Source organism: Alistipes sp. HGB5, from assembly GCF_000183485.2.
GTDB lineage: Bacteria > Bacteroidota > Bacteroidia > Bacteroidales > Rikenellaceae > Alistipes > Alistipes finegoldii.
The window spans coordinates 22,366-44,795 of record NZ_AENZ01000064.1 but is presented as its reverse complement, the minus strand read 5'-3'; the positions used below and the strand labels follow the sequence as shown (position 1 = coordinate 44,795).

Annotated in this window: 14 protein-coding genes; 9 read left to right on the top strand and 5 right to left on the bottom strand. The window is 59.3% G+C overall.

Translation table 11 applies throughout. From position 1 onward, the window contains the following. Positions 1–6 precede the first annotated feature (6 nt). Both metG and HMPREF9720_RS11165 read left to right on the top strand, forming a co-directional pair. Entirely contained in the window at positions 7–2,049 is a 2,043-nt protein-coding gene (gene metG, locus HMPREF9720_RS11170) for a methionine--tRNA ligase (RefSeq protein ID WP_039940539.1), read from the top strand. Positions 2,050–2,077: 28 nt separating this feature from the next. Further along, entirely contained in the window at positions 2,078–3,091 is a 1,014-nt protein-coding gene (locus HMPREF9720_RS11165) for a branched-chain amino acid aminotransferase (protein WP_009598424.1), read from the top strand. Between the two features lie 149 nt (positions 3,092–3,240). On the opposite strand, the gene mnmG is transcribed toward HMPREF9720_RS11165, so the two are convergent. The 5 genes from mnmG to pheS all read right to left on the bottom strand — a co-directional run bounded on the left by mnmG (position 3,241) and on the right by pheS (position 9,822). Further along, on the bottom strand, positions 3,241–5,124 hold the full coding sequence (gene mnmG, locus HMPREF9720_RS11160) for a tRNA uridine-5-carboxymethylaminomethyl(34) synthesis enzyme MnmG (protein ID WP_009598461.1): 1,884 nt from the start codon (positions 5,122–5,124) through the stop codon (positions 3,241–3,243). 87 nt (positions 5,125–5,211) lie between these two features. After that, positions 5,212–5,643 (bottom strand): rRNA maturation RNase YbeY, encoded by a 432-nt coding sequence (gene ybeY / locus HMPREF9720_RS11155; protein ID WP_009598419.1) that lies wholly within the window; start codon positions 5,641–5,643, stop codon positions 5,212–5,214. A 216-nt stretch (positions 5,644–5,859) separates the two neighbouring features. Continuing rightward, the gene (locus HMPREF9720_RS11150; RefSeq protein ID WP_009598441.1) at positions 5,860–6,987 is read right to left on the bottom strand and encodes a murein hydrolase activator EnvC family protein; all 1,128 of its coding nucleotides are present in this window, start codon (positions 6,985–6,987) and stop codon (positions 5,860–5,862) included. 13 nt (positions 6,988–7,000) lie between these two features. Continuing rightward, entirely contained in the window at positions 7,001–8,785 is a 1,785-nt protein-coding gene (locus tag HMPREF9720_RS11145) for a tetratricopeptide repeat protein (RefSeq protein WP_009598458.1), read from the bottom strand. A gap of 11 nt (positions 8,786–8,796) precedes the next feature. Beyond that, on the bottom strand, positions 8,797–9,822 hold the full coding sequence (gene pheS / locus HMPREF9720_RS11140) for a phenylalanine--tRNA ligase subunit alpha (protein ID WP_009598447.1): 1,026 nt from the start codon (positions 9,820–9,822) through the stop codon (positions 8,797–8,799). A gap of 72 nt (positions 9,823–9,894) precedes the next feature. Here pheS and HMPREF9720_RS11135 point away from each other — a divergent pair, with 72 nt between their 5' ends. The 7 genes from HMPREF9720_RS11135 (at position 9,895) to HMPREF9720_RS11105 (ending at position 22,426) form a co-directional block, all read left to right on the top strand. Then, positions 9,895–12,222, top strand: a complete 2,328-nt coding sequence (locus tag HMPREF9720_RS11135) for a patatin-like phospholipase family protein (protein ID WP_009598445.1) — start codon at positions 9,895–9,897, stop codon at positions 12,220–12,222. A 187-nt stretch (positions 12,223–12,409) separates the two neighbouring features. Further along, a complete protein-coding gene (locus HMPREF9720_RS11130) occupies positions 12,410–13,672 on the top strand; it encodes a phosphoglycerate kinase (RefSeq protein WP_009598440.1) in 1,263 nt (420 codons plus the stop codon). An 83-nt stretch (positions 13,673–13,755) separates the two neighbouring features. Next, on the top strand, positions 13,756–15,786 hold the full coding sequence (locus tag HMPREF9720_RS11125; RefSeq protein WP_009598420.1) for a M13 family metallopeptidase: 2,031 nt from the start codon (positions 13,756–13,758) through the stop codon (positions 15,784–15,786). Between the two features lie 237 nt (positions 15,787–16,023). Next, the gene (locus tag HMPREF9720_RS11120) at positions 16,024–16,944 is read left to right on the top strand and encodes an ABC transporter ATP-binding protein (protein WP_009598430.1); all 921 of its coding nucleotides are present in this window, start codon (positions 16,024–16,026) and stop codon (positions 16,942–16,944) included. Between the two features lie 12 nt (positions 16,945–16,956). Continuing rightward, a complete protein-coding gene (locus HMPREF9720_RS11115; RefSeq protein ID WP_009598437.1) occupies positions 16,957–18,276 on the top strand; it encodes an ABC transporter permease in 1,320 nt (439 codons plus the stop codon). 209 nt (positions 18,277–18,485) lie between these two features. Then, positions 18,486–21,083, top strand: a complete 2,598-nt coding sequence (locus tag HMPREF9720_RS11110) for a hybrid sensor histidine kinase/response regulator (protein WP_009598439.1) — start codon at positions 18,486–18,488, stop codon at positions 21,081–21,083. 2 nt (positions 21,084–21,085) lie between these two features. Next, positions 21,086–22,426 (top strand): sigma-54-dependent transcriptional regulator, encoded by a 1,341-nt coding sequence (locus HMPREF9720_RS11105; protein ID WP_009598427.1) that lies wholly within the window; start codon positions 21,086–21,088, stop codon positions 22,424–22,426. Positions 22,427–22,430: the final 4 nt, after the last annotated feature.

Here is a 22,430-nt window from a genome sequence, read left to right as displayed (position 1 = left end):
GTTTTTATGGCAAAAGAATTCAAGCGTTATCTCGTTACCTCGGCTCTTCCCTATGCCAACGGGCCGGTGCATATCGGCCATCTGGCGGGAGTTTACATACCTTCGGACATTTATACCCGTTACCTGCGGCTCAGGGGCCGCGACGTGATTTCGGTCTGCGGAAGCGACGAACATGGCGTGCCCATCACCATCAAGGCCCGCAAGGAGGGAGTGACGCCGCAGCAGATCGTGGACCGTTACCACAGCATGATCAAAAAGTCGTTCGAGGGGCTGGGAATGTCGTTCGACATCTATTCGCGGACTTCGTCGGCGACGCATGCCAAGACCGCTTCGGAATTTTTCCGCAAGTTGTACGACGAGGGGAAGTTCATCGAGCAGACTTCGATGCAGTATTACGACGAGGAGACGCAGACGTTCCTCGCAGACCGTTATATCGTCGGCACCTGTCCTAAGTGCGGCAATGACCGCGCTTACGGCGACCAGTGCGAGAAGTGCGGCTCTACCCTCTCGCCCGACGAGTTGATCGATCCGCACAGCGCCGTGTCGGGTTCCGTGCCCGTGAAGCGTGAGACGAAACACTGGTATCTGCCGCTGGATCAGTACGAAGGATTCTTGCGCGAGTGGATTCTCGAAGGGCACAAAGAGTGGAAAAGCAATGTTTACGGACAGTGCAAGAGCTGGCTGGACGGAGGTTTGCAGCCCCGTGCCGTGAGCCGCGACCTCGATTGGGGCATTCCCGTACCGGTGGAGGGCGCCGAAGGGAAGGTGCTTTATGTCTGGTTCGACGCTCCGATCGGTTATATATCTGCTACAAAGGACCTTACACCCGATTGGGAGACCTATTGGAAGTCGGAGGACACCAAGATGGTCCATTTTATCGGCAAAGACAATATCGTTTTCCACTGCATCGTCTTCCCGTCGATGCTCAAGGCGCACGGCGGCTATATCCTGCCCGAAAACGTGCCGGCGAATGAGTTCCTGAATCTCGAAGGCGACAAGATTTCGACCTCGCGCAACTGGGCCGTGTGGCTGCACGAATACCTCGAAGAGTTTCCGGGCAAGGAGGATGTGCTTCGTTACGTACTCTGCGCCAATGCGCCCGAAACCAAGGACAACGACTTTACGTGGAAGGATTTTCAGGCCCGCAACAACAACGAGCTGGTTGCTGTTCTGGGCAATTTCGTGAATCGCGCGCTGGTGCTGACCCGGAAATATTATGACGGGGAGGTTCCGGCCTGCGGCGAGCTGAATGACTATGACCGCCAGACTGTCGGCGAGGTGGCTGCGGTGAAGGCGTCGCTGGAGTCCAATATCGAACATTACCATTTCCGCGAAGCGCTGAAAGACGCCATGAATATCGCCCGCATCGGTAACAAATACCTTGCGGATACCGAGCCGTGGAAAGTCGTCAAGACCGATCCCCAACGTGTCGGGACGATTCTCAACATCGCACTGCAGATCACGGCCAATACGGCCATTGCTATCGAACCTTTCATGCCCTTCTCCGCAGCGAAGATACTGAAGATGCTCTCTGTCGAGAAGTTCGGATGGGAACAGCTGGGGACGATGGATCTGATTGCGGCCGGGCATAAGATCGGAGAACCGGTTTTGCTGTTCGAGAAGATCGAGGACGACGTGATTCAGCGCCAGCTGGACAAACTTGCGGCGACCAAAGAGGCCAATGCAGCGGCTGAAGCTGCTCAACAGGTTGAACCTCAGAAAGATGCGGTAAGTTTCGACGATTTCCAGAAAATGGATATCCGGGTTTCGACGATTCTTGCGGCTGAAAAGGTGGCGAAAACGAAGAAACTGTTGAAATTGACGGTCGATACGGGTATAGATCAGCGCGAAATAGTATCGGGAATTGCCGAATACTTCACGCCTGAGGAGTTGGTCGGACGTCAGGTCCTCGTGCTGGTCAATCTGCAACCCCGCGAATTGAAGGGGATTTTGTCGCGCGGCATGATTCTGATGGCCGAGGATGCGTCCGGAAAACTGCGTCTGCTGAGTCCGAATGAGGCGACTAACAGCGGCGCCGTCGTGGGATAATGTTGTAAAACCTTTAAAACTTATTATAATGGAAAATATGGATTGGGGCGCCTTGGGATTCGATTATCGCAAGACCGACGCAAACGTTCGCTATTATTATACGGACGGCAAATGGAGTGAGATGGAGATCACGGGCGACGAGTATATCAAGATACATATGTCGGCGTCGTGTCTGCATTACGGTATCGAGCTGTTCGAAGGGCTGAAAGCCTTTCGGGGCGTTGATGGGAAAGTCCGTCTTTTCCGTGTAGAGGAGAACGCCAAGCGGTTGCAGTCTTCTGCAGAACGTCTTTGCCTTCCTGTTCCGACGATCGAAATGATCGTAAAGGCCTGCGTCGAAGTGGTAAAACGCAATGAAAAATATATTCCTCCCTATGGTACCGGCGCATCGCTCTATCTGCGTCCCGTCATGTTCGGTACGACTGCCGGATTGGGTGTCAAGCCTGCCAAGGATGCTTTGCTGATCGTTTATTGCTCTCCCGTGGGCGCTTATTTCAAGGACGGCATTAAGCCTATCTCCGTTGCCATAGACCGTGAACAGGACCGCGCTGCTCCACGTGGAACAGGCGACGTGAAGGTCGGCGGCAACTATGCCTCCAGCCTGCTGTCGGGTGAAAACGGTCATAAATTGGGCTATTCGAATATCATGTATCTCGATGCCGCAGAGCATAAGTACATCGAAGAATGCGGAGCCTGCAATTTCTTCGGTATTAAGGAGGGTAAATATATTACGCCAAAATCCTCTTCTGTATTGCCTTCCATCACCAACAAGAGTCTGCGGCAGTTGGCGCGAGATATGGGGCTTGAGGTCGAAGACCGTCTGATTCCTGTAGAGGAGCTTCCTACCTTCGAGGAGTGCGGCGGCTGCGGAACGGCGGCTGTTATCTCCCCTATCGGGAAGATTTTCGATATGCAGACGAATGATATTTATGAATATGGCACTGAAGTAGGTAAGGTTTGTATGGAACTTTACACACGTCTTCAGGATATTCAATACGGTCGTGCCGAGGATAAGTATAATTGGTGTACAATTGTAGAGTGATATTCTCTTTATTTGAATCAAAAAGGCCGCTCATTCGAGCGGCCTTTTAAGTTTGTTCCACGTGGAACTATGTGTTGTGGTTTGTGATCATATAGGGGTTTGTGTTCACTAAATTGCTCCACGTGGAACTGTGTTGAGCACTTTTGGTTTTATCTTCCGAATTTCACCAACAATACATTGACGTCAGCCGGGGAAACTCCCGGAATCCGGGACGCCTGCCCTATTGTTGCCGGGCGTATCCGGGTCAGTTTCTGACGGGCTTCTATCGTCAGCGAGTTCATCGAATGAAAGTCGAAATCTTCGGGAATGCGAATGTTTTCGAGTCTGTGAAGCTTTTCTGCGATGAATTTTTCACGTTCTATATAGCCTTTGTATTTTATTTGAATTTCGGCTTCTTCGATTGCTTCGGCTGAAATGTTGTTGTCCGAGATGAATTTTCGGAGTTTTAGAAGTGCTTCCGAGAGGGATTCGAACGTAACATTATTGCGCATCAGTATGTCGTATAGCTTCCTTCCCTGAGTTAAAGGTTCCGAATTTACCGATTCTAAATAGTCGTTAATTTCGGCTGCTTTGATGCTCTGCCGGCGGGCGAAGGAAATAAGCGATTCTACGGATGCTTTTTTTTCGGTGAAATGGGCGTATCTTTTTTGTGAAATCAGCCCTATTTTATATCCGATCGGAGTAAGTCTGAGATCCGCATTGTCCTGCCGGAGCAAAATACGGTATTCGGCACGCGAGGTAAACATGCGGTAGGGTTCGTCCACGCCTTTGGTAACGAGATCGTCGATCAGTACTCCGATGTAGGCTTCGTCGCGCTGCAATACCACGGCTTCTTCCCCTTTCAGCGCCCGGTGTGCGTTGATTCCGGCTATGAGTCCCTGCGCCGCGGCCTCTTCGTATCCGGTCGTTCCGTTGACCTGACCTGCGAAATACAAGCCGGAAACGAGTTTCGTTTCGAGCGAATGGTGCAGTTGCGTAGGCGGAAAATAGTCGTATTCGATGGCGTAACCGGGGCGGAATATGTGCAAATCTTCGAATCCCCGGATTTTGTGCAGCGCTTCCCACTGTATGTCCCAAGGCAGCGACGATGAAAATCCGTTGAGATAATATTCGTTGGTCGACTCGCCTTCGGGCTCCAGAAAGAGCTGGTGCTGATCCTTGTCGGCAAAGGTCCGGAGCTTGTCTTCGATGCTGGGACAGTAGCGGGGACCTATTCCTTTGATCGTTCCGTTGAACAGAGGCGAACGGTCGAAACCGGTGCGCAGCAGGTCGTGCACCTCGGCCGAAGTGTAGACCAGAAAACAAGGCAGTTGATGCTTAACAGGTTGTGTATCAGGTGAAAAAGAGAACTTGTCCGGATTTTCGTCGCCGTATTGCGGTTCGAGCGATTCGAAGTCGATCGTGCGTGCGTCGAGACGCGCCGGAGTGCCTGTTTTCATGCGTCCCGTTTCGAATCCTATGGCGCGCAGGGATTCCGTGATTCCGTGCGAAGCGGCATCCCCCGCCCTGCCCCCTTCGGCGTGCGAAGTGCCGCAGTGCATCATTCCTCCGAGAAAGGTTCCCGAAGTCAGCACGACGGCGCGGCAGGCGAACTCGATGCCCATTTGGGTCCTTACTCCCTTTATGCGGGGTTTGACCCCGGCGGTGTCGAAGAGGAGCTCCGTCGCCGCATCCTGCCAGATGTAGAGGTTCACGGTGTTTTCGAGCGTGTGCCGCCATTGGGCCGAGAAGCGCGATTTGTCGCACTGGGCGCGCGGACTCCACATGGCGGCGCCCTTCGAACGGTTGAGCATCCGGAACTGGATGGTCGTGAGGTCCGTGATGCGGCCCATTTGTCCGCCCAAAGCGTCTATCTCTCTGACAATCTGACCTTTGGCGACTCCGCCGACTGCCGGGTTGCAGGACATCGAGGCCATTTTGGTCATATCCATCGTAAGCAGCAGCGTGCGCGAGCCGAGACGCGCGGCGGCCGAGGCCGCTTCGCATCCGGCGTGTCCGCCGCCGATGACGATAATATCGTATTCTAAAATCATTGCTCTGTTCTCAATTCTTGTTTGGTTCTCCGGCTGGGGGCGTTTTTTCGGCCCTGCCCTGCCGGAATCGCACGCAAAAGACGGCTGTTATTGCTCCTCCCAGAACTTCAGGTATTTGTCCTCTTTGCGGTGCATCTGCGCGTTGGTGCGGGGGGTTTTGTCGCCCTGACCGCAGAGGTGCAGTACGCCGTGGACCACTACCCTGCGCATCTCCTGAAGCGTCGAGAATCCGTACAGCCGGGCGTTGTCGGCGACGGTTTCGACGTCGATGAAGATGTCGCCCGAAATCACGCGGGCGCCTTTGCGGTCGCTGTAGTCGAACGTGATGACGTCGGTGAAATAGTCGTGCCCCAAGTACTGGCGGTTCATCTCCAGCAGCCGCTGCGCCGAACAGAAGATATAACTCACATCGCCCAGTTCATACCCTTCCGCTTCGGCGACCCGGCGGAGCCACTCCGCGGTCAGCCGTTTTTGGGGCAGCCGGTAGCTGCAATCGTCCGTATAATATTTGACAGCCATTTTTTCGTATTTTTCAGATTTTACGTCCTTCCTCCTTCGTCCGGGGTGTTTCGCTGCTGAGGACGCGGATTTCCGGCGCTGGACGGAGATTTTCGGCGTTGGGGACACGGATTTCCGGTGCTGGACGGAGATCCGGCCACTGCCGGAATCGGGTGTCTGCCTGCGGATGCCGGCAGCAGGTTTCGGGAAACCGCACCGTCGCATGTCGTCCTCATGTTATTTCTTGAAACAGTTCTCGGCACGGAGCTTCTGGCCCGGATTCGGCGGATAGATGCCGAAGACGAGTTTGTACTCCGTTTCCATGGTCATGATGTTCACCGCCGAACCGATGGTGCCCAACTGTGCGTTTCTGGCCACTTTCTGGCCCTTCTCGACGCAGATCGACCCCATGTTGGCATAGGAGGTTATATATTCGCCGTGAGCCACGTAAACGTCGTATTTGTTGGTTATGCGGTTGCGCTTGACGTCCACGACCTTGCCGTCGTAGATCGAAATGACGTGCGCCCCCTTGGGACCCGTGATTTCGGCCATGTTCTCCTTGTAGCGCTTCACGCGGCCCGCCGTGACGGGAAGCCGCAGGCCCGTGGTCTTGGTCGAGAACGAATCGCCCTCCTTGTTGCCCTTGGTCAGTTTGCGCAGTTCGCCGATGGCCACGTCGAGCTGCTGCTCCTGCGATATTTTGCGCTGGAGGGCCGTTTTCTCCTTCTGGGAGAGCTGCCGGATGCTGGTGCGGGCGTTGCGGGCGTCGCGTTCGAGCTTCTGTTTCTGGGCTTTCAGTTTGAGCGTTACCGAGTCGAGCGACCGTTTGCGGCGGTCGAGCAGCTCCTTCTCCTCGGCGACCTGCTTCGAGAGCGCCGCGATGTCCTGCAGTTTGCGTTCGCGCATCGACGCCACTTCCCGCAGGTTGGTGAGCTTGCGGGCCATGTCGGCGAAGTCGCGCGACGAGAAGATATAGGTCAGATAATTGTTGTGCCGGTAGTTGCGATAGGCTTCGCGCACCATTTCGGCGTATTGGGTACGGTTGCGGTCCAGCGATCTGCCGAGGTCTCCGGCGACGCTGTCCGTGCGGTCGATCTCCCCGCGCAGCAGGCGGGCCTGCTTCTCGGTCTCTTCGAGCAGCTGGTTCCGCGAATCTATCTGGCGTGCCAGACGCCGTATGCGCTCCTCGGTGGCGGCGCGGCCCTCCTTGAGCTTCGAAATCTCCCGCTCCTCGGCGGCGATTTTCTGCTCCAGTGCCGCGATAACCCGCTTCTGCTGTTCGATCTTGCGGTCGGCCTGAGCGGAGGCCGCAAGGGCGGCGAACAGCAGGAAAAGGGTCAGTATGCAGCTTTTCGTCGGCTTCATCGCATTTGCAGGGTTACTCTTTTTTCGCTTTGCTTTCCGTTATCCGGCGTTCGATGCGCCCGGCGTCGTAGCCCTTTTCGAGGGCTTTGCGCCAGTATATCTCGGCCATGAAATTCTCGCCCAGCGCCTTCAGTATGTCGCCGTAGTGGACCAGCAGCGCGGCGCTTTCCTGTGCGTCGAGGGCGACGGCCTGCTGCATGATTTTCCGGGCTTCGTCCACACGTCCCAGTTTGAAGAGCACCCAAGCGTGGGTGTCGAGGTAGGTGGGGTTGTTGTCCGTGAGGGCCGTGGCGCGGCTGGCCATGGCGAGCGCCTTTTCCAGATCGCGCTCCTCAAGCGAGAGGAAATAGGCGTAGTTGTTCAGCACCATGGCGTTGTCGGGATCGTAGCGCAGGCTCCTGTCATAGGCTTTGTAGCACTGCTTCATGGCCGAACGGAACGAACCCTTGCGGCTGATGAGCACGAAATCCTCTTCGTCGCCGGACTCCCCCGCCGCGGCTTTCTGGTGCCATGTGTCGCCGATCAGCCCCCAGATCGCGCCGCGCAGCGAATCGGTGCGGGCGTAACGGAGCGACTGCTGATAGGCTTTTATCGCTTTGTCGTACTCTTTGGTGTAATTCAGCACGTGGCCTTTCGAGAGCTGGAAGTCGATCTCTCCGGGGAAAAGCTCCAGCGCCCGGTTGATGTAGAGGGCCGCCGAGTCGGGATGCTGGAGATAGCTCTCGATGTCGATCACCGACCGGTAGTAGCTTTCGACGGGCGGCTGGTCGTCGAGGTGGAGTTTGTAGAGCGCCAGCGCCTGCTCCAGTTCGCCTGAGGCGATCAGGTGCTTGGCGTAGAGTTCCACCACGCGCCGGTCCTGCGGATAGCGCACGGCCAGCGTCGAGGCCAGCGCGTTGAGCTGGATGTAGTATTCGCGGTAGAACCGCATGTCGGAGGTGAGCTGCTCGAAGCGTTTGATCTTGGCGTCGAGCGGCATCTGGTCCGAGTCGAAGAGCCGCTGGGTGACGTTGAGTACCGACCGGTAATCGCGGCGGCCGTTGTAGTAGTCGGCCAGCGACATCAGCGTGGCGACGTCGGTCGAGTCGATCTGCATGGCGCGGTCGTACTCCGCCATGGCCAGCGAGTCCTTGTTCAGAATCGCATAGAGGTCGGCCAGCACCACATGGTGCTGCGCTTCGTAGGGGGCGGCTTCGACCATGGCCTTGGCCTCGTCGACGGCTTTGTCCAGCTGCCGCGTGGAGATCAGCAGTTGGCGTTTCATCGCGCTCAGCATCGGGATGCGCCCGAAGCGGAGTTCCGCCGAGTCGAGCGTGGCGATGGCCGAATAGGGCTGCTGGACCTGCTCGTAGAGCGCCGCCAGAAGCCGGTAGTTGTCGGGGTTCTGCGGATCTGCGGCGCGCAGGCGCTTGTAGACGCCGAGGGCTTCGGGGTAACGCTGGGCGAAGATCAGGGCCTGTCCGAGGAACTGGTGATACCATTTGTTCGTCGTGTCGAGCCGGTAGGCGCGGCGGGCCAGCTCCACCGCCTCGTCGGGCGTGGAGTACATGCCGTTGGTCGCCATTTCGTAATAGGCCGGCGCGTAGGTCGAATCAGCGCGGATCGCTTCGGTGAGAAATTCCCGCGCCCGGACCGTATCGTGAAAAATGGTATTCTGTTTGATGCCCTCGGTATAGAGCCAGACGCTGCGCAGCGAATCGGGGTAACCGCCGAGTACGGTCGCGGCGGGACCCTTCCCCGCGGCGAAAGCCGTGCAGAAGAGTACGCAGAGTGCCGTTGTCGCTGTCAGACGTTTCATGGATCGCGGTTTTAGAGTGCCGTGTCGAACTGGTGGAGGAACCGCACGTCGTTTTCGAAATAGAGACGCAGGTCCTTCACGCCGTATTTGAGCATTGCGATGCGCTCAATACCCATGCCGAAGGCGAATCCCGAATATTTTTCGGGGTCTATATTGTTTGCTTTCAGTACGTTGGGATCGACCATGCCGCAGCCCATGATTTCGAGCCAGCCCGTGCCCTTGCAGACCGGACAGCCCTTGCCGCCGCAGAGGTTGCACGACACGTCCACCTCGGCCGAAGGCTCGGTGAAGGGGAAGTACGAGGGACGCATGCGGATGACGGTCTGTTCGCCGAAGACCTCCTTGGCGAAGTAGAGCAGCGACTGCTTCATGTCGGCGAACGAGACTCCTTCGTCGATGTAGAGTCCTTCGATCTGGTGGAAGATGCAGTGCGCGCGGTAGGAGATGGCTTCGTTGCGGAAGACGCGGCCGGGGCAGATGACGCGGATGGGCGGCTTCTGGTGCTCCATGGTGCGCACCTGAATCGACGAGGTGTGCGTGCGCAGCAGGATGTCGGGATTCTTCTCGATGAAGAAGGTGTCCTGCATGTCGCGCGCCGGGTGTTCGGGCGGGAAGTTTAGCGCCGAGAAGACGTGCCAGTCGTCCTCGATTTCGGGACCGTCGGCGACGGTGTAGCCCAGCCGCGAGAAGACCTCGACGATCTGGTTCTTGACCAGCGAAATCGGATGGCGCGAACCGAGTTGTTCGGCCGAGCCGGGGCGGGTCATGTCTTCGGTTGCGGCGCCGTCGTCGGAGGCTGCTTCCTGCAGCTGTTCGCGCAGGCTGTTGATGCGGTCGAGCGCCGTGGTTTTGAGTTTGTTGAGCTGCTGGCCGAGCTCGCGTTTGAGTTCCGGAGCCACCGTTTTGAAATCTTCCATCAGGGCGTTCAGTTCGCCTTTCTTGCCGAGGATTTTGATGCGGAATTCCTCGATCTCGGCCGCTGCCTTGGGTTTGAACTCTTCGACACGTCGGAGGAGTTCATTGATTTTGTCGGTCATATTTTGTTTGTTTACGCTTTTTCCCTACTTTTACCAGTCGTATAACGTGCAAAGTTATAAAAAAATTGAGATATGTTGCGTAAAACCCTCTCATTTATCTCGGTGCTGCTGCTGGTCGCAGGGGCTGCCGGGGCGCAGAATCCGGAGACTCCGGCTGCGCGGCCCCGTACGGTGGGCGTCGTGATGAGCGGCGGTGGCGCAAAGGGGCTTTACCATATCGGCGTTTTGGAGGCGCTCGAAGAGAACGGCGTGCCGATCGACTACGTGGCCGGAACCTCGATGGGTTCGATCATCGCCGCGATGTACGCCGCGGGCTATTCGCCCGCCGAGATGCGCGAGATCGTCGCGTCGGGTGTGGTCAAGGACTGGGTTTCGGGGCGCATCGACCCCCGCTATACTCCCTATTACCGGCAGATCGGGCACAATCCGGCGTTTCTGAGCGTGCGTATGAACGTGGGAGGCGCCGGCAAGCGGTTCCGGGTGACGAACCTGCTCTCCTCGACGCCGATCGACATGGCGCTGACGGAGCTTTTCGCGCCGGCGACGGCAGCCGCCGAGGGCGATTTCGACCGCCTGATGGTGCCTTTCCTGTGCGTTTCGAGCGACATGAACGCCCGCGAACCCGTGGTGATGCGCAACGGCGACCTGAGCGAAGCGGTGCGTTCGTCGATGTCCATTCCGCTGGTTTTCAAACCGATGAAGAAGGATTCGATGCTGCTCTACGACGGCGGCATCTACGATAACTTTCCGTGGCGGCCCCTCGACGTGGGATTCCGCCCCGATCTGATCGTGGGCAGTATCTGCACCGCGGGAAACGCCCCGCCGAGCGAAAACAGCAGCATCCTCGATCAGGCTTTCATGCTGGCGATGCACGACACCGACTACGACCTGCCCAAAGGGCGCAGCGTGACGGTGCGCCGCGCCGTGGATGTCAACATGCTCGATTTCAACAGCGCCGTGGCGATCATGGACGCCGGCTATGCCGATGCGACGGCGGCCATGCCGCAGATACTGGAACGCGTTTCCGAACGCTGGTCGCCCGAACGTTACGCCGAGCGACGCGAGGAGTTCCGTGCCAAATGGCCGCCGCTGTGGTTCAGCGACTATAAGCTGGAGGGACTGGCCGAAGCGCCGGAGTCTTACATTCGCGACTTCGTGAAGGTGGACCGGCGCACGCCCGGACGCCAGCGTCCGATGGGATTCGAAGAGCTGCGCGACAACTTGTATGCGGTGCTCGCCGGCGGCGATTTCACGATGGATTTCCCGCATGTGCGCTACGACTCGCTCCGGGGGAGCTATTCGTTCGCCGCGCAGTTCCACACCAAGCCAAACTTCAAACTGACCATCGGCGGCAACATCTCCTCCACGGCCTTCAACCAAGCCTATATCGGCGTCAACTACGAGACGATCGGCCGCGTGGGCCAGCAGCTGGGCGCCGATCTCTATCTGGGGCCGATCTATACGTGGGGCGCGATCGGCGGACGTACGGATTTCTACATGTGGAAGCCGGTGTTCCTCGACTACTCCTATAATTTCGCGGTGCGCAACTTCCGGCACGGCGCCTTCGGCAACCTCACCAAGATCGACAACACCCAGCAGGTCAAGAACAGCGAGAGCTTCTTCTCGGTGGCCGCCGGCATGCCCCTCGCCCACCGCGGGGTCTTCCTGCTCCGCGCCAACGGCGGACACATCAATTACAGATACGATTCCGACGTGCTTTTCGCCGACGACACCGACCATTCGCGCTATTCGTTCTTCGGTCTCAAGGCCGAGCTGGCCCGCAACACCCTCGACAAGTTCCTCTATCCGCGCAAAGGCTCCGACATGCGGCTTTCGGGCATTTTCGTGACGGGCCGCGACAAGTACGAGCCTTTCAATGCCGACCGGTTCCTGTCGCGGACCACCCGCCAGTGGGTCGGGGCGCGTTTCACGTGGGACAAGTATTTCGACATGCCCGGCACGGGGTGGTTCTCGCTGGGTGTCAACGTCGACGGCGTGATTACCAACCATCCCGAATTCACCACGGGAGGCGCGACGCTGATGTCGATGCCTGCCTATACGCCGGTTTCGCATGCGCAGATGATCTACATGCCCGACTTCCGGGGCAAGCGTTTCGTCGCGGGCGGCGTGATGCCGACCTTCGACCTGATGCCCAACTTCTTCTTCCGCACGGGTTTCTATGCGATGTTCCGCGCCAAACGCGCCTATGTGCCCGGATCGCGGAGCACGACCGCGGACGAACGCTGGCACTATATCGCCGAGGCGTCGCTGGTCTATCACACCCCGATCGGTCCGGTGAGTCTCGCGCTCACCAAATACGACCTGCGCAACTGGAAGAACATGTACCTGACGTTCAACTTCGGCTATGCGATCTTCGCCCCGAAAGGAACCTTCTATTGACGGCCCGCGGGGTGGAGCGGCCCCTGCCGGCGAAGCGCCGGCGGAAGGATTTCCGGCCTTCCGGACCCGGTTCCGCATCATTTTTTCTGTTATCGGAATAACAGATTTCTAAAATATTTTCATAAATTTGCCCCGGAATAAGGAACTGAAAGATCAATTCATCAAAATAATTCAAAATCAAAGAGCTATGTTCGCAATCGACAATTACGATTTCAAAGGCAAGCGCGCAATCATCCGCGTGGATTTCAATGTGCCCCTCAACGAAAAGGGCGAGGTGACGGACGACACCCGTATCCGTGCGGCGATCCCCACGATCAAGAAAGTGCTTGAAAAGGGCGGTTCGGTGATCCTGATGTCGCATCTGGGACGTCCCAAGAAGAATCCCGATCCCAAGTTCTCGCTGGAGCAGATCGTTCCCGCCATCGAGAAGCGTCTGGGCGTGAAGGTGATGTTCGCCGGCGACTGCATGGGCGAGAAGGCCGCCGAGATGGCCAAGAACCTCAAGCCCGGCGAGGTGATGCTGCTGGAGAACCTGCGTTTCTACGCCGAGGAGGAGGGCAAGCCCCGCGGTCTGGCCGAAGACGCCACCGACGAGGAGAAGAAGGCCGCCAAGAAGGCGCTGAAGGAGGGTCCGCAGAAGGAGTTCGTCAAGAAGCTCGCATCGTATGCCGACTGCTACATCAACGACGCGTTCGGCACGGCGCACCGCGCACACGCTTCGACGGCCCTGATCGCCGACTATTTCCCCAACGACAAGATGTTCGGCTACGTGATGGAGAACGAGCTGAAGGCCATCGACGGCATCATGCTCAATCCGGAGCGTCCGTTCTGCGCCATTCTGGGCGGTTCGAAGGTTTCGACCAAGATCACCATCATCGAGAACCTGCTCGAAAAGGTCGACGTGCTGGTGCTGGGCGGCGGCATGACCTATACCTTCGCGGCTGCGGAGGGCGGCAAGGTCGGCAACTCGATCTGCGAGCCGGATCAGTTCCAGACGGCGCTCGACATTCTGGCCAAGGCCAAGGAGAAGGGCGTGAAGGTCGTGATGTCGCCCGACGCGCTGATCGCCGACGCATTCTCGGCCGACGCCAATACGAACGTCGCTCCGGCCAACAACATTCCCGACGGCTGGGAAGGCGTGGACATCGCCGACGAGGGCAAGAAGGTCTTCCGCGAGGAGATTCTCAAGTGCAAGACGATCCTCTGGAACGGTCCCGTGGGCGTGTTCGAGATCGACAAATTCGCGACCGGTTCGCGCGCCGTGGCCGAAGCGATCGCCGAAGCCACTTCGAAGGGCGCCTACTCGCTCATCGGCGGCGGCGACTCGGTAGCCTGCATCAACAAGTTCGGGCTGGCCGACAAGGTTTCCTATGTCTCGACGGGCGGCGGCGCCCTGCTGGAGTACATGGAGGGCAAAGAGCTTCCGGGCGTTGCGGCCATCCGCAAATAAGCCGGGCTTCCGAACAAGATACGAACAGACAGGGGTGCTCCGGCAAGTACGGACACCCCTGTCGTCACTAAAAACCCGAACCTATGAAAAAGATTTTCATTTTTGCAGCAACAGTAGCTTGTATGGCAAGTTGTCAGAATACATCCAAGACGCCGGCTATCGACATGGCCAATTTCGACCTTTCGGTCGCTCCCGACGCCGATTTTTATCAGTACGCCACGGGCGGCTGGCAGAAGAACAACCCGCTGAAGCCCGAATATTCGCGTTACGGCTCGTTCGACGTGCTGCGCGACAACAACGAGAAGCGCATCAACGAGCTTTTCTCGGAGATGACCAAGATCAGCGCCGCGCCGGGAAGCGTCGAGCAGAAGATTTCGGACCTCTACAAGATGGGTCTCGATTCGACGCGTCTGAACGCCGAGGGCGCCGCGCCGCTGAAGAGCGCCGTCGGGGAGATTCTCTCCGTCGGGGACCGCGGGCAACTGACCGGCATCGTGGCCAAACTCCACACGACGGTAGCCAATCCGTTCTTCGGCGTGGGCGTGCAGGCCGATCTGATGAACAGCGACATCAACGCCCTCTATATCTCGCAGTCGGGGCTGACGATGGGCAACCGCGACTACTACCTCGATCCTGAGAATGAGCATATCCGCAAGGGCTACAAGGAGTATCTGGGCAGGATATTCCGTTTTGCGGGCATTCCCGAAGCCGACGTCGAAAAGGCGGTCGCCGGCGTGATGAACGTCGAGACGAAGCTGGCCGAGAAGTCGTGGTCGAACGTCGAGCTGCGCAATATTCCCGCGCAGTACAACCCCACGGCGAAGGCCGATTTCGAGAAGACTTACGACGCCATAGACTGGGAGGCCTACTATAAGGCCATGGGCATCGGCGACTTCGAGACGATCATCGTCACCACGCCGTCGGCCGTCGCCAACGCCAACGACCTGCTGAAAAACGCCCCGCTGGAGGATATCCGCTACTACCTCGCGGCGCAGTATATCGACGCTGCGGCACCCTACCTGAGCGACGACTTCCAGCAGGCGTCGTTCGACTTCTACGGCAAGGTGATGTCGGGCCAGCAGGAGATGAAACCCCGCTGGAAGCGCGCGATGTCGGTGCCCAACGGCACGCTGTCGGAGGCTGTCGGCGAGATGTACGTCGCCAAATACTTCCCCGCCAAGGACAAGGAGCGCATGCTGACGCTGGTGAAGAACCTGCAGACGGCGCTCGGCCAGCACATCGCGGCGCTCGACTGGATGTCGGACGCCACCAAGGCCAAGGCGCAGGAGAAGCTGGCCGCCTTTACGGTGAAGATCGGCTATCCCGACAAGTGGAAGGACTATTCGACGCTGGAGATCGACCCCTCGAAGAGCTATTGGGAGAACATCGTCAATGCCAACCGCTGGTATACGGCCGACAATATCTCGGAACTCGGCAAGCCCGTGGATAAGGAGAAATGGCACATGTCGCCCCAGACGGTGAACGCCTACTACAACCCCACGACCAACGAAATCTGCTTCCCGGCCGCCATTCTCCAGCCGCCGTTCTACAACCCCGACGCCGACGACGCGGTGAATTACGGTGCCATCGGCGTGGTCATCGGCCACGAGATGACCCACGGATTCGACGATCAGGGCCGCAACTTCGACAAGGACGGCAACATGAACAACTGGTGGACCGAGGCGGATGCCGAGGCGTTCAAGGCCAAGACCGATATTCTCGTGAAACAGTTCGACGCGATCGAGGTGCTGCCCGCCAAGGAGGGCCAGCCCGCCGTCATGGCCAACGGTTCGCTCAGTCTGGGCGAGAACATCGCCGATCAGGGCGGCCTGCGCGTGGCGTACACGGCGTTCCACAACTCGCTGAACGGCACGGAGCCTGCGCCGATCGACAACTTCACGGCCGACCAGCGTTTCTATCTGGCCTATGCGGCCTTGTGGGCACAGAACATCCGCGACGAGGAGATCGCCCGTCTCACCAAGATCGACGTGCACTCGCTGGGCAAGTGGCGCGTGAACGCCACGTTGCGCAACCTGCAGACGTTCTACGATGCGTTCGACATTACCGACGGGGCCATGTTCATGCCCGAACAGGAGCGCGTGATCGTCTGGTAGGGTATCGTCCGGCGGGATGAAACATCCTGCGATCGAAGGCGGCCGGGACTCCCGGCCGCCTTTTTTTATAGGGATTTCTTTTACAGAGGGGACGGCCGGTCTCTCCGGTCCGCCGCCTTGTGGCGGTCGGATATGCGGCGGATGTGAATTATCGAAAAACGATAAATATTTTTTGATATTCAAAATTTGTTGTTATATTTGTCGCCGAACAAACCCCAAAAATAACTCGCAGCGACTATGGATTTACTTACAGTAGAACATGTCACCAAGCAGTACGCCGGGCACAAGGCCCTCGACGACGTATCGCTTGCCATTCCCAAGGGTTCGGTATACGGCCTGCTCGGTCCCAACGGCGCCGGAAAGACGACCCTGATCCGCATCATCAACCGCATTACGGCGCCCGACAGCGGTCGTGTGATGTTCGGCGGCCGCGAAATTTCGCCTGAGGACGTTTATCGCATCGGCTACCTGCCTGAGGAGCGCGGACTTTACAAGAAGATGAAGGTCGGCGAACAGGCCGTCTTTTTCGCCCGGCTGAAGGGCCTTTCGCGCCGCGAGGCCGTCGTACGGCTCAAGCAGTGGTTCGTGAAGTTCGGCATTCAGGACTGGTGGGACAAAAAGATCGAGGAGTTGTCGAAGGGCATGGCCCAGAAGGTGCAGTTCATCGTCACGGTGCTGCACGAACCCGAACTGCTGATCTTCGACGAGCCTTTTTCGGGTTTCGACCCGATCAACGCCAACCTGCTGAAGGACGAGATACTGGCGCTGCGCGACAAGGGGGCGACGATCATCTTCTCGACGCACAACATGTCGTCCGTCGAGGAGATCTGCGACCATATCACGCTGATAAACAAGTCTCGCAATATCCTTTCGGGCCGTGTGGACGACATTCGCCGCCGTCATGGAAGCAACATCTTCGAAGTGTTCTACCGCGGCGACGAACAGGCGCTGCGCAATGCCGTCGACGGTCGTTGCGAGATTCTGGAAGGCTCGCAGGCGCAGGCGGTCTACACCTCGCTCAAACTGCACGTCGAGCGCGACGAAGAGGTGCGCGGAGTGATCGCCGCGGTGAACGACGCCGTCGAACTGCGCTCGTTTCAGGAGATCATTCCCTCGATGAACGATATTTTCATCCGCGCCGTAAACGGAAACCTTTAAAACGATACGATCATGTCACAAGTCAGCATTATCATAGGGCGCGAATTCAACGAGCGCGTCCGCAAAAAATCCTTCATCATCACCACGCTGCTCATGCCCCTGCTGATGATCGGCCTGATGTTCGCCCCGATGCTCATCATGAAGTATTCGCGCGGCGACGAGAAGCAGATCGCCGTCATCGACGAAAGCGGGCTGGTCGCTCCGAAGCTGCAGAGCGGCGAAGAGCTGGTCTTCCAGACTACGGACCTCTCGACCGATGCGGCCCGCAAGGAGCTGACCGACAAGTTCGGCGTGCTCTATATCGGCTCGGACATCCTCACCAACCCCAACAACGTGAAGCTTTACGTCAATTCGTCGTCGTCGCTGACGGTCGAGAGCAATATCACGGGGCAGCTCGAAGAGATCATCGAGGCCGAAAAACTCAAGTCGTACAACATCGAGAACCTCTCGCAGATCCTGCAGGAGGTGAAGACCACGGTCGGCATGCAGACCTTCCGCAACGACGAGTCGCAGGAGGAGGAGTCGCAGGCCAAGTCGTCGGTCATCGCCACCGGCGTCGGGTTCGTGCTGGGCATGATCCTCTACATGTTCCTGCTCATTTACGGTTCGATGGTCATGCAGTCGGTCATCGAGGAGAAGAACAGCCGCGTGCTGGAGGTGATGGTGTCGTCGGTGCGGCCCTTCGACCTGATGCTGGGCAAGATACTCGGCGTGGCTTCGGTGGCCGTGGTGCAGGTGCTGATCTGGGGCGTGCTCTGCGCCGTCGGCGCGGCCGTGGCGGTGCACATGATGCCGGCCGACGTGCTGGCCGGGGTGCAGGCCATGCAGCACGGGGTTCCCGACGCCGCGGCGTCGATAGACATGAATCCGGAGATGCTGCAGGTGATGGCCGCCGTGACCGATTTCGGCTATATCCTCCGTATCTTCGCCTACCTGCTGCTGTTCGTCTTCGGCGGATACCTCTTCTACTCGGCGATGTTCGCCGCCGTGGGTTCGGCCGTGGACAGCATTCAGGACGCCCAGCAGCTGCAGACGCCGATCACCATTCCGATCATCCTCGCCCTGCTGGTGATGATAACCGTCATCAACGACCCCAATTCACAGATGGCCTTCTGGTTCTCGATGATCCCTTTCACCTCGCCCGTGGTGATGATGGCGCGTATTCCGTACGGCATTCCCCTCTGGGAGGTGATCCTTTCGCTGGCGATCCTTTACGCCTCGTTTACCGCGATGGTGTGGCTGGCGGCCAAGATCTACCGCGTGGGAATCTTCATGTACGGCAAAAAGCCGACGTTCAAGGAGCTTTACAAGTGGATTCGGTACAAGTACTAGTCCGCACCGCGATCGCTGAAAATACCGGGCCGTACGACGTCGTACGGCCCGGTTTGTTTTCGGGGCGGGACGGATTTGCGATCCGGGAACGAAAGAGATTCCGGATTCGCGGGTTTTTCGTATCTTTGTCCGGAAGGGTCCGGCGATCGGGGAGTGTGCAAACGTAGATTTCCGCCGAATGTCGCTCCGCATCCTTTGTCTTTGAAGGCATGAAAGAGTCGAAATTCGTCAAAACCAAGATTTTCGCGGGATATGCGATCCTGATCGCGGTCTGCGTCCTTTCGGTAGGCTATGTCTACCGGACGGTGGTGCGTTTTTCGACTCCCGACGGCAGCTATTCCCTGCTCCATACCAAACGCAGCGTCGCGGGACAGGCGCTCTACCATCTTTATCAGGCCGAGAGTTACGGCCAGCTGATGATCGCCGGATACCAGTCCTACGAGTCCCGCTACAAACGCGAACTGCGCACCGTGCGCGGCCTGATCGACTCGCTGCGGGGGCTGACCGCTGCGGAGGATTCGCTGCAGACGATGCGTCTGGACAGCATCGTGCGTCTTTTGGCCGACAAGGAGCGGCGGACGATGAGCCTGCGGCGGACGATCCGTTCGGCCGCCACGTCCAGCCTGCTGGACAAGAATATCCGCGAGCTGATCGGTCCGGCGGACAGCGCGGCGCACGGGGACAGCGTCGTCGTACGGGCGGCGGACACCGTCGCTTCGCGCGTGGTCGTGCAGGATACGGTGACCGTCCCGCGGCGCAAGCGCAAGTTCTTCCGCCGCTTCGCCGACCTGTTCAGCCCGCCGAAGGAGGAGGCCGGGATGATCATTTCCCGTCACGAACGGGTCGTGGATTCGCTGCCTGCGCCGGAGGTGAAGGATACGATCGCGGTGGTGCTGCGGACGCTGCAGGACCGGGTGACCAGCGACCGCATCGGCATCTACGACCGGGCGTGGAACGAAGGGATGCGCCTGCGGTACAGCAACGAGCTGGTGAACACGAAGATATACCGCCTTATCATGGATTTCGAAGCCGAGGATACGGCTTTTCTGATGAACCGCTTCGAGCAGACGGAGGCCATCCGCCGCCGTTCGTCGCTGACGCTGGGCGTGATCGCCGTCGCGGCCGTGGTGCTCATGCTGCTGTTCGTCGGCATCCTGTGGCGCGACATCAACCGCAGCAACCGCTACCGGCGGGCGCTGGAGCGGGCCAACCGCGACAACGAAGCGCTGCTGGCGGCGCGCGAGAAGCTGATGCTGGCCATCACGCACGACATCAAGGCGCCGCTGGGTTCGGTGATGGGCTATATCGACCTGCTTTCGCGCCTGACCGGCGACAAGCGCGAGGAGCTGTACCTGCATAACATGAAGGAGTCGTCGGAACATCTGCTGGCGCTGGTGAACAGCCTGCTGGACTTCTACCGCCTCGATATCAACAAGGTGGACGTCGATAAGGTCGCGTTCTGCCCGGCGCAGCTGTTCGAAACGATCCGCGCCGGATTTGCGGCGCAGGCCGGGGCGAAGGGCATCGGGCTGACGCTCGACGTCGAACCGGCGGCCGGGCGCGAGGTGGCGGGCGATCCGTTCCGTATCCGGCAGATCGCCGACAACCTGATCTCCAACGCGCTGAAATTTACTGACGAAGGCTCGGTGACGATCCGTGTCGATGTGGTGCAGGGCCGGCTCGTCTTCTCGGTCCGCGATACGGGACGCGGCATCGGACGCGAAGAGAAGGAGCGGATTTTTCAGGAATTCGTGCGTCTGCGCTCGGCGCAGGGCGTCGATGGATTCGGACTGGGGCTGTCGATCGTCGATCGGCTCGTGAAACTGCTGAAGGGGACCATATCGCTCGAAAGCCGTTTGGGCGAAGGGAGCAAATTCATCGTTTCGATCCCGGTGGGACCCGTTTCGGGCGGAGAGGGCCGCAAACTGCGGCCTGCGGAAGCGTGCGTGCCGGCGGTGCGTGGCGGCGTGAAGGCGCTGCTGATCGACGACGATCCTCTGCAGCTCGAAATGACCGCCGCGATGTGCCGTCAGGCGGGTGTCGGAGCCGAGTGCTGTCAGTACCCCGAATATGCCGCGAAACTGGTCGCGGACGGCGGCTTCGACGTGGTGCTGACCGATATACAGATGCCGTCGGCCGACGGTTTCAGCGTCCTTGCGGCGGTGCGCGGCGTGAATCCCGCGCTTCCCGTGGTGGCGGTTTCGGCACGCGGGGAGTTGGAAGCCGGGGATTTCTCGGACCGCGGCTTCGCGGGGTGCCTGCGCAAGCCGTTTACGGCCAACGAGCTGATTGCCGTGCTGGACGCCGTTTGCGGCGCGGGAAAGGCCCGAAGCGCAGAGGATGCGGAAGGCGCGGAGAAGAGCGGCGCTGCGGGAATTGTCGTCGGCGCGGGAGAACCCGTCAGTGCGGGGAGGCATGTCGGCAAGAGGGGAGCGGACGGTGCGGCGGACAATGCGCCGGAGGTTTCGGAGGGCGGTGTGAATTTCGGCCCCCTGACGGCCTATGCGGGCGACGATGCGGAAGCGGCGCGCGGGATTCTGGAATCCTTCGCCGAACAGAGCGCCGCGAATTGCCGGCTGCTCGAACGGGCGCTCGAAAGCGGCGACGTCGCCGCGCTGAAAGCCGTGGCGCACAAGATGCTGCCGATCTTCACGATGCTGGGGGCGGCCGGAGTCGCTGCGACGCTGCGCACGGCCGAGAGCTGGGAGGGGCCGCTGACCGACGCCCTGCGCGGCGAGATCGGCGCGGCGGCGGAAAATATCCGCGCGATTGTCGCGGAAGCGCAAAAAAAGGTATCTTTGCCCTGAGTATGGAACGGATTTTAATCATAGACGACGATATCACCTTCGCCCTGATGCTCAAGACGTGGCTCTCGAAAAAGGGCTTCCGGACCGAGACGGCGGCGAGCGTCGCGGCGGCCCGTACGGCGCTCGCGGAGGGCGGATTCTCGCTCGTGCTGAGCGATATGCGCCTGCCCGACGAGGACGGCATTGCCCTGCTGCAGTGGATGTCCGGGCAGCATATGGAGATTCCGGTGATCGTGATGACGAGCTACGCCGAGATACAGAACGCCGTGCGCTGCATGAAGCTGGGCGCGCGGGATTACGTGGCCAAGCCGGTCAATCCCGACGAACTGCTGAAAAAGATCCGCGAAGCGCTCGACGTCCCGGCTGCCGGCAGTGAGAAGCCTCCCGTTCCCGCCGCTTCGGCGAAGAAACCGCGGGAGGAGCGTCCCAATTACATCGAGGGCCGCAGCGATGCCGCGCAGCGGCTTTACGAATATGTCCGGCTCGTTGCGCCGACCAATATGTCGGTGCTGGTGAACGGCGCCAGCGGCACGGGCAAGGAGCATGTGGCCCAGCTGATTCACCGCGAAAGCAGGCGTGCCGGGAAGCCTTTCGTGGCCGTGGACTGCGGCGCCGTTCCGCGCGAACTGGCCGCCTCGGAGTTTTTCGGCCACGTCAAGGGTTCGTTTACGGGAGCCGTGGGCGACAAGACGGGCGCCTTCGAAGCCGCGAACGGCGGCACGCTCTTTTTGGACGAGGTCGGCAACCTGACCTATGAAACGCAGGTGCAGCTGCTCCGCGCCCTGCAGGAGCGGCGCATCCGTCCCGTGGGCGGCAGCCGCGAAATTCCGGTCGATATCCGGCTGATCGCCGCGACGAACGAGGACCTCGAAGCCGCCATCGCGCGCGGCGCGTTCCGCGCCGATCTCTATCACCGCATCAACGAATTCACGCTCCGCATGCCCGAACTGCGGCAGATGCGCGGGGACATCATGCTTTTCGCCGACTTCTTTCTCGATGCGGCGAACCGGGAGCTGGACAAGCGGATCGTGGGCTTCGACCCGCAGGCCGCCGCGGCCATGACCCGCTACGACTGGCCCGGAAACCTGCGGCAGATGAAGAACGCGGTGATGTCCGCGACGCTGCTCTGCACGGGGGATTACATCACCTGCCGCGAACTGCCCGCCGAGTTGTCCGAGGCCCCCGAAACTCCTGCGGTGCCGCTGCGCAATCCGGCCGGCGAGGAGGAGCAGATCCGGCGCGCGCTGGCGATGGCCGGGGGCAACAAGTCGCAGGCAGCCAAACTGCTCGGCATCGACCGCAAGACCCTCTACAACAAGTTGCATCTTTACGGCATCGAATAGCCGC